This window comes from Brevundimonas pondensis, assembly GCF_017487345.1.
GTDB lineage: Bacteria > Pseudomonadota > Alphaproteobacteria > Caulobacterales > Caulobacteraceae > Brevundimonas > Brevundimonas pondensis.
In genome coordinates, this window is the sequence record NZ_CP062006.1 from 2,156,506 (window position 1) to 2,168,595 (window position 12,090).

Annotated in this window: 15 protein-coding genes; 1 reads left to right on the plus strand and 14 read right to left on the minus strand. The window is 66.3% G+C overall.

The window, feature by feature from the left end; all coding sequences use genetic code 11:
- Positions 1-146: 146 nt before the first annotated feature.
- Positions 147-677, plus strand: a complete 531-nt coding sequence (locus tag IFE19_RS10800; RefSeq protein ID WP_404822168.1) for a superoxide dismutase family protein — start codon at positions 147-149, stop codon at positions 675-677.
- A 6-nt stretch (positions 678-683) separates the two neighbouring features.
- Here IFE19_RS10800 and IFE19_RS10805 read toward each other — a convergent pair whose 3' ends face one another.
- From IFE19_RS10805 to IFE19_RS10870, 14 genes are all read right to left on the minus strand, one after another.
- On the minus strand, positions 684-1,526 hold the full coding sequence (locus IFE19_RS10805) for a DMT family transporter (RefSeq protein ID WP_404822169.1): 843 nt from the start codon (positions 1,524-1,526) through the stop codon (positions 684-686).
- Between the two features lie 125 nt (positions 1,527-1,651).
- Positions 1,652-2,119 carry a DUF2269 family protein gene (locus IFE19_RS10810; RefSeq protein ID WP_207822201.1) on the minus strand — a complete coding sequence of 156 codons (468 nt, stop codon included), beginning with the start codon at positions 2,117-2,119 and terminating at the stop codon, positions 1,652-1,654.
- A complete protein-coding gene (locus tag IFE19_RS10815; protein ID WP_207822203.1) occupies positions 2,119-3,426 on the minus strand; it encodes an SDR family oxidoreductase in 1,308 nt (435 codons plus the stop codon). The genes IFE19_RS10810 and IFE19_RS10815 overlap by 1 nt, the downstream gene beginning before the upstream one ends.
- 293 nt (positions 3,427-3,719) lie before the next feature.
- Complete coding sequence (ssb, locus tag IFE19_RS10820) at positions 3,720-4,217, minus strand: single-stranded DNA-binding protein (RefSeq protein WP_207822205.1); 498 nt, start codon at positions 4,215-4,217, stop codon at positions 3,720-3,722.
- A gap of 94 nt (positions 4,218-4,311) precedes the next feature.
- A complete protein-coding gene (locus IFE19_RS10825; protein WP_207822206.1) occupies positions 4,312-4,740 on the minus strand; it encodes a hypothetical protein in 429 nt (142 codons plus the stop codon).
- On the minus strand, positions 4,737-5,417 hold the full coding sequence (locus tag IFE19_RS10830) for a hypothetical protein (protein ID WP_207822207.1): 681 nt from the start codon (positions 5,415-5,417) through the stop codon (positions 4,737-4,739). The genes IFE19_RS10825 and IFE19_RS10830 overlap by 4 nt, the downstream gene beginning before the upstream one ends.
- Before the next feature lie 78 nt (positions 5,418-5,495).
- The gene (locus IFE19_RS10835) at positions 5,496-8,183 is read right to left on the minus strand and encodes an NHL repeat-containing protein (protein ID WP_225910246.1); all 2,688 of its coding nucleotides are present in this window, start codon (positions 8,181-8,183) and stop codon (positions 5,496-5,498) included.
- Between the two features lie 248 nt (positions 8,184-8,431).
- Positions 8,432-9,283 carry a flagellin gene (locus tag IFE19_RS10840; protein WP_207822209.1) on the minus strand — a complete coding sequence of 284 codons (852 nt, stop codon included), beginning with the start codon at positions 9,281-9,283 and terminating at the stop codon, positions 8,432-8,434.
- A gap of 129 nt (positions 9,284-9,412) precedes the next feature.
- Positions 9,413-9,688 carry a hypothetical protein gene (locus IFE19_RS10845; protein WP_207822211.1) on the minus strand — a complete coding sequence of 92 codons (276 nt, stop codon included), beginning with the start codon at positions 9,686-9,688 and terminating at the stop codon, positions 9,413-9,415.
- An 87-nt stretch (positions 9,689-9,775) separates the two neighbouring features.
- Positions 9,776-10,591, minus strand: a complete 816-nt coding sequence (locus IFE19_RS10850; protein ID WP_207822213.1) for a flagellin — start codon at positions 10,589-10,591, stop codon at positions 9,776-9,778.
- A 246-nt stretch (positions 10,592-10,837) separates the two neighbouring features.
- A complete protein-coding gene (locus tag IFE19_RS10855; protein ID WP_207827730.1) occupies positions 10,838-11,002 on the minus strand; it encodes a hypothetical protein in 165 nt (54 codons plus the stop codon).
- A 22-nt stretch (positions 11,003-11,024) separates the two neighbouring features.
- On the minus strand, positions 11,025-11,450 hold the full coding sequence (locus tag IFE19_RS10860; RefSeq protein WP_207822215.1) for a hypothetical protein: 426 nt from the start codon (positions 11,448-11,450) through the stop codon (positions 11,025-11,027).
- Entirely contained in the window at positions 11,447-11,830 is a 384-nt protein-coding gene (locus tag IFE19_RS10865) for a M15 family metallopeptidase (protein ID WP_207822217.1), read from the minus strand. Before IFE19_RS10865 ends, IFE19_RS10860 begins: the two co-directional genes overlap by 4 nt.
- On the minus strand, positions 11,827-12,084 hold the full coding sequence (locus tag IFE19_RS10870) for a hypothetical protein (RefSeq protein WP_207822219.1): 258 nt from the start codon (positions 12,082-12,084) through the stop codon (positions 11,827-11,829). Before IFE19_RS10870 ends, IFE19_RS10865 begins: the two co-directional genes overlap by 4 nt.
- Between the last annotated feature and the right edge of the window lie 6 nt (positions 12,085-12,090).

Here is a 12,090-nt window from a genome sequence, read left to right on the forward strand (position 1 = left end):
GCGTTGTGGCAAAGAAACGCCGCGGATATCCCCATGCCTAAAAGGACAGGAAAACCATGCGTCTGACTGCTGCCACCCTCACCGCCGTCGCGGCGACTTCGCTGCTCGCCGCCGGCGCTTCCGCTCAAAGCCATGACCATGCCGCCATGGGTCACGGCGCGCACGGCCAGGCCGCCGCCATGGACCATTCCGCCATGATTCCGCGCGCCACGCCGGGCCAGACGGGACAGGCGTCGATCATCAACGGCCAGGGCGCTGAAATCGGCAAGGCGACGCTGACGCAGGGGGCCACCGGCCTGCTGATCAAGGTCGAGGCGACGGGCCTGACGCCCGGCTGGCACGGCATCCACATCCACGCCACGGGCCAGTGCGCCGCCCCCTTCACCTCGGCGGGCGCCCACATCAACCACACGGACCCGAAGACGCCCCACGGCCTGCTGAACGCCCAAGGCCCGGACGACGGCGACCTGCCCAACCTCTACGCCGCCGCCGACGGCAGCGCCCATGGCGAGTTCTTCACCACCAAGGCCCGCATCAGCCAGGACGGCCCCGGCCAGTGGCTGTGGGACGCCGACGGCTCGGCCCTGGTGATCCACGCCAACCCCGACGACCACAACAGCCAGCCCATCGGCGGCGCGGGCGACCGCGTGGCCTGCGCCGTCCTCAGCGCACAGTAACCAGCGTCAAACCTTGGCGGGGGCGCCGGCGCGCAGGCCGCGCTCCCCCAGGGCGACCGTCACCACCCCGATCAGGGCGATCGCCACCCCGGTCAGGATCTGCGGCGTCAGCACGTCGCCCATCCACAGCCAGCCAATCAGGATGGAGACCAGGGGCGAGCCCAGCAGATAGGGCGTCACCCGCCCGGCCTCGCGCCTCTGCACCAGCCAGAAGACCAGGCTGGTCGCGAACACCGACGAAATCACCCCGGCCCAGACCACTGTGCCCCAGACGATGGGCGGCGCGATCTGCGCCGCCTCCCACTGCCCCGTCTCGAACAGCAACGATCCGACGGTCAGCGCGGGAAAGGCCATCAGGGCGAGCAGGCCCTGCATCTTCAGCGGCGGGATGGAGGTGGTGCGGCGCGCGATCACCGTCGTCAGCGCCCAGGCCGAGGCGCCCAAGGCCCCGACCGCGATCGCCTTCCAGTCCTGCAGAGCGTGCGGGTCCAGCGTCATCCAGGCCACCCCGACGAAGGCGATGACCAGACCGATGGTCGCCGTCCGCGAAATCCGCTCGCCCAGCAGCAGGAAGGCGAACAGCGAAGTCAGAGGTATCCAAAGTTGGGTCGCCACCGTCACCGGACTGACGTCGTGGGCCAGCCAGAAGGCCAGATAGATCAGGCCATAGTGGATCGGGCCGCCCACGACGGCGATGATCAGAAGACTCTTCCAGTTCGGAAAGGGCGGCCGCACGAACCAGACCAGACAGGCGGCGGCGACGGCGAAACGCAGCGCCCCAACCATCAACGGCGGCATGACCTCGGTCGCGATCTTGGCGGCGGCGTTATTGACGCCCCAGATCAGCATCACCGCGATGATGGCGGCGATCTCGAGCAGACTCAGCGGGGAATGACGATGGCTGGACACCGTGACCTGATGCCACAGGCCGCTGTGAAAGGCCCGTCACGTTCGATGACCGCTCTTTTCGTCACTCAAAAGACCGGCTTGGCCACCATCAGGGCGTAGATGCCGATCACGCCCGCAAAGGCCGGCCAGCCTAGGATGAACCAGGCCCGGAACAGGCGGTGATAGGCGGGCGGCAGAGACGCCCCCTCCTCAGCCGCACGCTCAGCCAGCTGAACCATGCGCCACTGGAACCAGACCACCGGCAACCAGCAGACGCCGATCAGGACATAGAGGGCGTAGGCCGCCATCAGCCAGGGCTCGGTCAGGGCGTAGCCCTGCAGGTGGATCAGGGCCAGACCGCTGATCGGCTGCACCACCACGGCGCTGGCGGTGAAGACGAAATCGGCCAGCACCACGATCCGTCCGACCGAAGCGACCGTGCGCGGGTCTTTCGTAGCGTGCGCCCTCAGCATGAAGAAGGCGATGCCGGCCCCGGTGCCGAACAGGACCGCGCCCGACAGGATGTGGATCACCTTGAGGATCAGATAGGTCATCAACGCCTCGCGTCCGTCGCCGCCACGAACAGGCACAAGGCCATCATCGGCAGCACCTTCAGCCACGGCCCGAGCGGATCGATCCAGTAGTGCGGCAGGCTGAGCGTCCCGGCGATCAGGTAGCCAATGGTCGACAGGCACATCAGGATGGCCACCCGCGCCGTCCACGGCCGCACGAACAGGGCCAGCCCCAGCACCACGTCCAGCAAGGCGCCCCACCAGGCGATCGGCCCCGCCCAGCGCCCGAAACCGCCTTCGTGCAGGATGGCCAGAGCCCCGCTCCAGCCCGGCCCGAAGCTGATCAGGCCGGTGATCAGCCAGAACAGGCCCAGGGTCATGATTGAGATGGGCCGCACGAACCACAGCCGCGCGTGCCAGACGTCCTGAACCGAAGCCGGGGTCTCGGCCAGGAAACGCGAGAAGCCGCGCACCGGCACGCCCAGACGTTCGGCCCAGCCGCTGTCCCGACCGGACACGTCATGATCCATCTGGCGCATGGCCGTAGTGCGGATAGGCGAGGACCAGCCCATACGTCCCAGCCCGTCGCCTATCGCCAGAGCCGGCGCCGCGAGCGCGCGGGGAACCCGGACCACCGGCGCGGACGGCAGGCCCAGCCAACCGCGATAGAGGCGCACGGTCTCGACCATGGTCACGGCCTCCGGCCCCGGCATGTCGAAGGTCTCACGGCTCGGCGCGTCAGGCTTCAATGCCGCCACAACGGCCGCGCCGAGGTCGCCCAGAGCAATGGGGCGGAAGGTCTGGTCGCCGCCGACGACGGGACTGAACAGAGGGAAGGCCGCCAGCGCCCTGATCAAACCCGTGCCGCCGAAGGCCGTGCGGTCCACCACCAGCGAAGGCCGCAGGATCAGCCAGTTCAGAGCGCTGGCCTCGACCAGACGCTCGGTCTCGGCCTTGGTGCGGGCATAGGCGGTGCCCGCCGCCTCGTCGGCCCCCACGGCCGAGATGTGGATCAGGTGCCTGATCCCGGCACGCTCGCAAGCCCGCACCAGGGCGCGCGGCCCCTCGACGTGGGCCAGCCGAGTGCTGTCCCCCGCCCCGTCTTGCAAGACGCCGACGCAATTGATCACGGCGTCGACGCCGTCCAGCAGCGGCGCCCAGGCCTCGACCGAGGTCAAGCTGGCGAAGTCGGCGCAGACCCAGTCGAACGTCGGCGCCCGGCGGGCGGCCTCGGCGGGCCGCCGCGCGCCCGCGCGAACCCGCCAGCCCTCGCGCGACAGCGCGGCGGCCAGATGCGAACCGATGAAGCCGTTGGCCCCGAGAACGAGAACCTGTCGTCTATCGCTCATTTACGCCTCCCCTCCAGAAGCCGTTCCTTGATGCGCGTGATGCCCGCTTTCGAAAGCGGCTGGACGTGTCAGGCGACAAACTGAAATGGATGAACAGGGCTTGCCGCAGCCCTGGTTGCGTCGGCGCCAGACGAAAAACGCGGACCATGCTTCAGCAAGGTCCGCGCGGGATGGGGACGGAGGGCGCCATCGCCGTCAAACACGACCAGCGGCCGCTCGTCCGGAAAGGACGGCGCGACCGGCTCGTCGCGGCAACAGCAAGCCCCCCGGCCCACCTGAGTTCTCAGATCGCCTTAGAACGGAATGTCGTCGTTCAGATCATAGCTTTCCTTGGGACCCGAAGGCTTGTTGGCGCCGCCGGTCGAGAAGCCCGAGGAGTAGTCGTCGTCGTTGCGGCCGCCGCCGTAGCCGCCGCGATCGCCACCGCCCTGGCTGTCATTACGACCGCCCAGCATGGTCAGCTGGCCATTGAAGCGCTGCAGCACGATCTCGGTCGAGTACTTCTCGACGCCTTGGGCGTCGGTGTATTTGCGGGTCTGCAGCGAGCCCTCGATGTAAACTGTCGAGCCCTTCTTCAGGTAGTTCTCGGCCACCTTAACGATGTTCTCGTTGAAGATGACGACCGCGTGCCACTCGGTCTTTTCCTTGCGCTCGCCGGTGGCCTTGTCGCGCCATTGCTCCGAGGTGGCGATGCGCAGGTTGGCGACACGGTCGCCGCTGTTCAGCGTGCGGATTTCCGGGTCGCGGCCCAGATTGCCGATGAGGATGACCTTGTTGACGCTGCCGGCCATGACCGATGTCCTTTTATGTTCTTGCCGTCGATCCCTAGCGGATACCGACAGAATGTTCCAGTTTTGTTCACACCCGAGCGGGCGGGAATTCCAGTTAGGGGGCGACGGCGACGGGACGGCCGTCGATCTCGCGCTGAATGGCGCCCGGAATGGCCAGGCGCCCGTCGCCAGTCCGCGCCAGGGCGAAGAAGCGCTGCCCTTCCAGGGTTCGGCCGAACTTCACGCCCGCCCGGTCGATGAAGATGAACTGCCCCTGATAGGCGCCGATCATGTCGCGGTTGTTGCCCCCCATGCTGAGGAAACGCAGGCGCATTTCCTCAAGCCGCGCGGCGCAGAACTCGATCTGCGGCTGATCGCGGGCGACGACATTGACCAGGGGCGCAGACTTGCCGTCCTCAGACAGGACCACGTGATAGCAGACGCCCGGTTCAGTCGGAGCTTCAAGGCCCTTCGGCGCGCAGGCGGCGAGGCTCAACCCCAGAAGGCCGATAGCAGCGGTGGAAACGACGGTCTTGCGGCTCATCGGCCCAGCTCCGGGAACTGACAGTTGCGATCCTGCTGGGCCAGGGTGCGGAAGCGGCTGTTGTCGTTCGATTGCTCAACGCGACGCGGCACCAGACGCAGGGTGGTGTCACCCCAGCGACCGTACTGGGCCTCGCCGGGACGGACGCAAACACCGGCGTAGAGGGCCTGAACGCAGGCGCCCAGGCTCATGCCGTTGGAAATGGCGCGCCATTCCGAGCCCGTGTGGCGCAGACAGGCGGTGGCCGAGGTCGAAGCCGGCGCCGGACGGGCGGCTTCGGCCGGCGACGCGCCCTCCTCGACCGGAGCGACCTCGACGGTCGGCTCGGCGGGCAGTTCAGGCGGCGGGGCGAAGGCCGCGGTCGGCGCGGCGGCCAGGGCGCCTGTGGCGTCCAGACCCACGTCCAGGGCGCTGGTGGCCACGCCGTTGCGCCGAGCACAGTCCGCCAGAGTGGCCATGCCGACGAACTGGCCGTCAACGAAGCAGCGCAGTTCACGCGCAGGCTCCAGCGTCGGGGCCTCGGCCAGATCGATGGTCAGACCGCCCTGCGACGCAGGCGGCGCCTCGGTGGGTCGGTCGCGTCCACCGCTGAACACCAGGGCGGCCGCCACGGCCGCGACGACGGCCAGGCCGCCCCCGACCAGCAGGACGGTGCGATTGTCTTTCGGAAGGGCCATACGGGACTCGACGCCAATGATGGCCCCAATAACCCCGGCGACGCCGCACGCGTCAACCTAAAGCAGGGCTCGCCGCCACTAGCCTGTGAGTCGTGCCAGCGCCGCCTGATAATTGGCCAGTTGCGTCTTGAGATAGGCTGGAACCTCGCCGGTAACCGCTGGCGTGGTGCTTTTGGGGGCCAGCGACCTGTAGGCGGTCTGCAAGGTCGCCATCGCGGCGCGCAGCTTTTCGTTGGAGCGTTTGATCGCATCCGCGTCGCGCAGGCCCAGCGTCTTGGGCAGATCCAGACCAAAGGTCTTAAGATCGCTGCTCGAAGGCCCGATATAGCCGGGAGTCAGGCCAAGAGCCGCCAGGGCGTCTCGCCCCGCCTCCCCCGCCTGCAGGACCGCCCCGTCGCGACCATCGGCGTAGGCGATGGACAGACGTTGGACGCCTCCCGCCGTCACCTTGGTGTCGCCGTCCAGCCCCGTCGTATAGTCCCGGTCTGTCTTGATCGTGACCTTGAGCGCCCGTCCCGATGCGGTCTCGATCTTGCGCGCCAGAGTTTGCAAGGTCTCCTTGGCGTCGATCGTCACCGCGACCGACCTTCCCGTCGTCGAGGTGACATAAAAGCGATCCCCCGCCCGCAGGGCCGTGACATCCACCAGTTGCTTGGAATCAGATTGGGGAATCTCGCCCTGCGGCAGGCCGAGACGGTCCAGCACGCTGGCTCCGCCCGCGGCCACGGCGATGGTGGTCGGCGACGCCTGACCATTCGCGCCGGTCCACGTCTGCTTCCATTCGACCGCGCCGGTCAGCGGGTCCAGGCGCGCCAGATACCCCGACGTCGGATCCTCGACCTTGGCGCCCAGGGGACGGTCCGCAATCCCGGTCAACCAGACCTTGCCGTCAACGATCTTCACGTCTGCGGCGGAATCGTCTCCGGCGCCCCCATGATAGGTCAACCGATCGGCGCCCGATGCGATCAGATCCTCGCCGATCACCGCCACGAAGGCGTCCTTGCCGCCGGCGTGGGCCGTGTTGACCTGTCCGATATCAAGGCCCGGATTGCGGGTGACGCCGGCCACCACGACCTGGCCGTTCACCACCGACAGGCCGCTGATTTCACCCCCATCGGCTCCGCCGAGATCACGCGTGGACAACAGCGTCGGCGCGCCTGTCGCGTCGATCTGGAAACGTCGCACCACCATGCGTCCGTTCTCGACCCCGGCGGTGTAGAGCTTGCCTCCGTCCACGGTCATCGCCTGGACATTGTCGTCGCCCGCCGTACCGAACTGCTCGACGCCCGAGGCCACCGCCCTGATCGGCGCCAGACTGTGGATCTGGGTCTCGCTGAAGGCCTGAACATAGCCGTCCCAGCCGCCCAGGGCGACGCTGCCTGACATGGCGGACTGGGAACGGCCCGCGACATAGATGCGGCCGTCCGCGCCGAATGACACCGCCGTCGCCTCGTCCGCCGCCTTGGCGCCGCGGCGTTGGGTCCACTGCTCCACGCCCTTGGCGTCGAAAACGGTCACGAAACTGTCCGCGACATTGGCTGAAGCGCCGGACACGCCGGGCTCGAGCGCCCCGACAACCGATCCGGCTACGGCCACGCGACCGTCGGCGCTGACTGAAATCGCATAGCCGCTGGCGGTCGATGCAGCGCCCAGGGCCCGGCTGAGCACCACCTGCCCGGCTGAATCGAGCTTCATCAGGACAACGTCGGCCTGTCCCTTGATCGGCTGGTTGGATGCGCCTTCGCTGACGTCGGCGACGATCCACATTGAACCGTCCGGTCCCACGGCGCTGGCGCGAACCGTTTCGACACCCGCCGGCAAGCCGGACTGGCCGATCTGTCCATCCACCCAGAAGGCCGCGCCCGTCGCATTGGGGGCGCCTTCCTGGAATTTCAGCACATTGTGTGCTCCGGCGGTTCCCACACCCTGCACCACATAGACTGCGTCTGACGAGGCAACGGGAACGAAGCTCACAGCCTCCGACGACACCCCCTGAACGCTGAGCGCCCACTGGTCCGGGCCGGCAGGCAGGGTCACGGTCTTGTCGCCGGCCTTGATGACGCGCGGCTCGGACGGCAACAGTTCACGTCCCATGCGCGTCTGTACGCCAGCGGCCTCCAGCTTGCCGTTGATGTGATCGACGACAGATTGAAGCGTACGCGGATTGCCGCCCATATCGGCAAGGTCGATGGCGATCGACTGCGCGCCACCCGTCGTCCTGACCGTGATGCTGAACTTCACATCGCCTTGAAAAGCAGCGACCTCCTCGTTCACCGATCCCGAATGGACAGCGCCCGTCACATACTTGGCTGAATCCCGCGCGACAGCGGCGCCGGTCTGGGCCTTGGTGGCCGAGACCCCCTCGACCATCCGCAGGCCCTCGAATTTCGCATCACGCAAGAAGGCCGACAGTTCGGCCATGCCCGCATCAAATCTCTTGGAAAGCTGCGCGTTTTCGAGCGCGCTGACGCCACGCTCCCCTGCCCGGCCTGAAATGGCCTCCAGCATGGAAAGGCCCTGATACATGGCGAAAATCTTGCGATAGTCGCCCGATGATGCGCCCTTCACATCCAGCGAGGTCGTCGCCTCGTTGAAGAAACGACGCCCACCCAGGGCGGCCCGCAGCAGTTCGGATTCGGTCGGCGGCTTGGCGGCCGGGCTCCAGGGCGCAGTCGGCTGCTTCTTCGACGACGAAGCCGCCCCCGATGAGCCTGAGGCTATCGGCGACAGTCCGTACATTCCAAGAAGATAGCTGTTGTTGATCACAGGCTGCGCACTCCTGTCGTCCAGCCTGCAACACCCCCGGTAACGAAGTGTTTAAGATCGCCCCGGAACGGCGACGGTTAGACGTCGTTATTCACCGGCCACAGGCAAGGGATGCTCGCCCATGTCGTATCTGCGTTGGATGATCCTGAGACTGGCCAGCCTGTACGGGCTGCTGCCTCGCCCCACGCCGCGTCGACGGCCGCCGCCCGTCTCATTGGGCCACGGCGCATCGCGACTGGTCAGATAGATCAGCCCTTGAACAGCGACAGGATGATCTGCGGCGCCTGGTTGGCGATCGACAGAGCCTGAGCGCCCAGTTGCTGCTGAACCTGCAGCGCCTGGAGGCGCGCGCTTTCCTTGGCCATGTCAGCATCCACCAGGTTGCCGATGCCGGTTTCCAGCGAGTCCATCAGCTTGCCGACAAAGATATTGTGCTTTTCGACCTGCTTGGCCTGGGCGCCCAGCTCAGCCAGGTTCGCGCTGGCCGTGTCCAGAGCCGCGATGACCTGATTCAGGGCGTTGGTGGCGTTGTCCGGCGTCAGAAGATTGAAAGCCGTGGCCGGCGCCGTGAAGTTCGTCGTGGCCAGGCCCAGGCCCGCGCGGGTCATGTCCTGACGGTTCACGGTGATGGTCTCGCTGGCGTTCACATTGGCCAGAAAATCCAGCGCCGTCGTGCTGGTGCCGTCCAGGATATTCTCGCCGTCGAAGGTTGCGTTGTTCGCATAGGATTGCAGCGAGATCAGCAGGGCCTGAAACTCGTCGTCATAAGCCTTGCGCGTCGCGGTGGAGGCCGAAGGATCAGCCGCCGAGGTCGCTTTCTGACGAAGCTCAATCAGAAGATCTGAAATCTGGGCGCCCGCAGCCAACGACACGTCAGCGAGCGACGTCGCGCGGTTCATGCTGGTCTTGACGGCTTCCAGAGCACCGGTGTCGGCGCGCTGGCTCTGAGCGATAGCCCAGGTGGCGGCGTTGTCCTTGGCCCCCTGAACCTTGAGGCCGGTATTGACCCGGTTCTGGGTCATCGCCAGCTTCTGATTGGTCGAATTGAGGTTCTGGAGCGCGATCAGCGCCGAGGCATTGGTGAGAACGCTGTTGGTCATGGCTTCTAGCCCCAGTTCAAATTCTGGGCGCCAGAATGTCTCTGATTCCTGAGCGTATGGTTAACGGCGAAGAAACGACTGCGACGCCTCCTTGCGAAAAGGCGGCGCAGCAAGCCAGGTCAATGGCGATCAGACCTTGGTTCTGATCAGTTCGCCGGGGCCGTAAGCCGGGCTGTGGCGCATCTTGACCACATCTTCCCGCGGCAGCTGACGAATCACCTCGCCGGTGACGCGATCCAGGGTCTTGTAGATAAATCCGCCGGGGCCTTCCTCGATCGTCAGGCGATAGCGCCCTGCGTCAGTGTCCGTGGCCGCCTGCTTCTGCCTGAGAACATCAGCGCCCTGCCCCAAGGCGTCGGCGTTGATAAAGGCTACGCTGGGTACTCTTGCGACATTGTCTGCCATTTCCCTCTTGCGCGGTCATACCGCGCCCTCCGTCTCCGCACGTGCGAACGGGGGCGAGCCGCAAGGCCCGCCCCCGGCCACGTCATATTAGCGGAACAGGCCGAGCAGAACCGAGCTCGACTGGTTCGCGATCGACAGCGCCTGCACGCCCAGCTGTTGCTTGGTCTGCAGGGCGGTCAGCTTCGCGCTTTCCTTGGCCAGGTCAGCATCCACCAGGTTGCCGATACCCACCTCCACCGCGTCCTGGATCTTGGACGTGAAGGTCAGTTGGCGCTCCAGCGACTTGGAGTTGGTGCCGAGCGAGCCCAGCTTGGCGGCGAAACCGCTGATCGCGGTGTCGACAGCAGCGGCCGTGGCGCCGGCGCGAGCGATCGAGCCCGTGGCGGTGGCGACGGTCGTGGCGGTGCCGGCCACAGCGTGGACGGTGAAGGTATCGCCAGCGGCGGTGCCCGTCTGAACGACCAGGTTGTTGGTCGCCGAACCAGCCGAGAACAGGTTGACGCCGTCGAAGTTGGCGCCGCCCAGAGCCTTGGTGATTTCGTTGCCCAGAGCATTGAAGTCAGCCAGGTAGGCGGTTTCCTGAGCCGAACCGGCGACGGACGACTGGATGGCGACGGCCAGCGACTTTTGTTCTTCCAGGGCCTTGGTGATCACATCACCGGCAGCCAGGGCGACGTCGACGACCGACTGACCGCGCTGGATGGATTGCTTGACGGCGTCCAGAGCGCCCATTTCGGCGCGTTGGCCGGTGGCGATGGCGAAGATGGCGCCATTGTCCTTGGCCGAGGACACTTTCATGCCCGTGTTCACGCGGTTTTGCGTGACCGAGAGGTCACGGCTGGTCGCGTTGAGGTTTTGCAGCGCGATGAGGGCGCCAGCGTTCGTATTGATGCTGTTAGCCATTTTGGCCATCCTTGTGTCTTCGACGATGTCCGACGCCGTTTTGGCTGCCGGGAGCTTTCTGCTCGGAACGATACTGAGCAAGGACAGGGCCAGCTCGAACCGCTAGTCGCATGTTTTCTACAGCAATGATTTTCCTAGATTAAATTTGATTTCGCCGCTTTCTGGCCTCGGCATTTTCTGCCGCTTCACCTGCCTACCCGGCACTTATTGCCTTGCATTGGGCAATAAGTGCCGGGTGCAGAGCTGTCAGTCAGAACCGCGACCACGCAAGTCGTCCTGAAGCGCACGCTCCGCAAGCAGCGCATCGACCGCCAGCCGTCGGGCGCCGTCGCACGCGACGATCTGCGCCCCTCGCGACATATAGGCCGCTTCAAGATCCGCCAGGGTGGGCTGAGCCGGCAGGATCGCCACTGCGCAAGGTCGGGTCGCCGCCTCAGACAGGATCAGCCGCGGCGGCGCACCCTTCAAGTTCGGGGGAGAGTTCACACAACTCGCGGTCATGAGCATGCAGACGATCAGCACGCGTCCGCCCCAGAAGTTCGTCGGCATCGTCAGCATTCCTCGCCTGAATAACGGCTGCGACGGTTGCCCGCTCAACAGCCAGGATCTGCTTGTGGTGGATGTCGAGACGAGCGCTCTGCTGCACCCGGGCCCGGGCCTCGACGCGCCGGGCTTCCGCCTCGCTCTCGGCTTGGCTCGCTCTCGACAAGGCGCGATCCAGCCGCCTCTGCTTCAGGTCGAGCGGATCCCATCGCAGACCGACGCCGTGCCCGGCGACCGCCAGCAGGGTCATGATCATCGCCACCGCCATCAGCCAGCCCAGAGGCGTCAGCGCCCGCATCCACTCACGCGCCTTCATGGATAGACCTTGCGATCAAGCTCGAAATGCGGCCCGTCCCGCAGCCGCGACCACTCCCCGCCCCAGGTCAGCGGGATCCGCAGCTCGCGCGCCGACGCCTTGAAGGCCTCCGCGATCCGCCCGTACAGCGGCCAGTCCCAGCGCACCCGCCCCTCGACCAGAGCCGCCACATCGACAGCGTGGCCGGTGAGATGACGTGAGTTCAACGTACGGCTTGCCCCGGCCCGAACCAGCGCCGCCTGGCGGACGGGGTCGCGCAAACCCTCGGTGACCATGAAGTCCACCTCGGTCCGACGGATCGCAGCCTCGACCACGACGATCAGGTCGGGATGGACGCCTTGCAGCCGAGCCCTCGAACGTTGCGACAGGCGAAAACTCATGCCCTGCCTCCCGTCGCCATACGCAACCGCAGATTGGCCAGCATGGCGATCATCTGCTGAGCGGTCGGCGCCACAAGATAGAGAACCTGCATCAGGGCGATCAGCCCCATCAAACCCTCGACCACGCGCGGCAGATCTTCGGACGCCGTTCGCCCGATTGCGCGCCCCAGCAGCCACCACAGGCCCGCACTGGCGGCGAAGACGTAAAGCCGGCGCCACAGCCAGCGCCCCTCAGCCAAGCCAGGATCACTCATCCTTCA

Coding starts and splice junctions, on each gene's coding strand:
- IFE19_RS10800 (WP_404822168.1), top strand. CDS start 147: ATGGGTCACGGCGCGCACGGCCAGGCCGCCGCCATGGACCATTCCGCC.
- IFE19_RS10805 (WP_404822169.1), bottom strand. CDS start 1,526: ATGCTGATCTGGGGCGTCAATAACGCCGCCGCCAAGATCGCGACCGAG.
- IFE19_RS10810 (WP_207822201.1), bottom strand. CDS start 2,119: ATGACCTATCTGATCCTCAAGGTGATCCACATCCTGTCGGGCGCGGTC.
- IFE19_RS10815 (WP_207822203.1), bottom strand. CDS start 3,426: ATGAGCGATAGACGACAGGTTCTCGTTCTCGGGGCCAACGGCTTCATC.
- ssb (WP_207822205.1), bottom strand. CDS start 4,217: ATGGCCGGCAGCGTCAACAAGGTCATCCTCATCGGCAATCTGGGCCGC.
- IFE19_RS10825 (WP_207822206.1), bottom strand. CDS start 4,740: ATGAGCCGCAAGACCGTCGTTTCCACCGCTGCTATCGGCCTTCTGGGG.
- IFE19_RS10830 (WP_207822207.1), bottom strand. CDS start 5,417: ATGGCCCTTCCGAAAGACAATCGCACCGTCCTGCTGGTCGGGGGCGGC.
- IFE19_RS10840 (WP_207822209.1), bottom strand. CDS start 9,283: ATGACCAACAGCGTTCTCACCAATGCCTCGGCGCTGATCGCGCTCCAG.
- IFE19_RS10845 (WP_207822211.1), bottom strand. CDS start 9,688: ATGGCAGACAATGTCGCAAGAGTACCCAGCGTAGCCTTTATCAACGCC.
- IFE19_RS10850 (WP_207822213.1), bottom strand. CDS start 10,591: ATGGCTAACAGCATCAATACGAACGCTGGCGCCCTCATCGCGCTGCAA.
- IFE19_RS10860 (WP_207822215.1), bottom strand. CDS start 11,450: ATGAAGGCGCGTGAGTGGATGCGGGCGCTGACGCCTCTGGGCTGGCTG.
- IFE19_RS10865 (WP_207822217.1), bottom strand. CDS start 11,830: ATGAGTTTTCGCCTGTCGCAACGTTCGAGGGCTCGGCTGCAAGGCGTC.
- IFE19_RS10870 (WP_207822219.1), bottom strand. CDS start 12,084: ATGAGTGATCCTGGCTTGGCTGAGGGGCGCTGGCTGTGGCGCCGGCTT.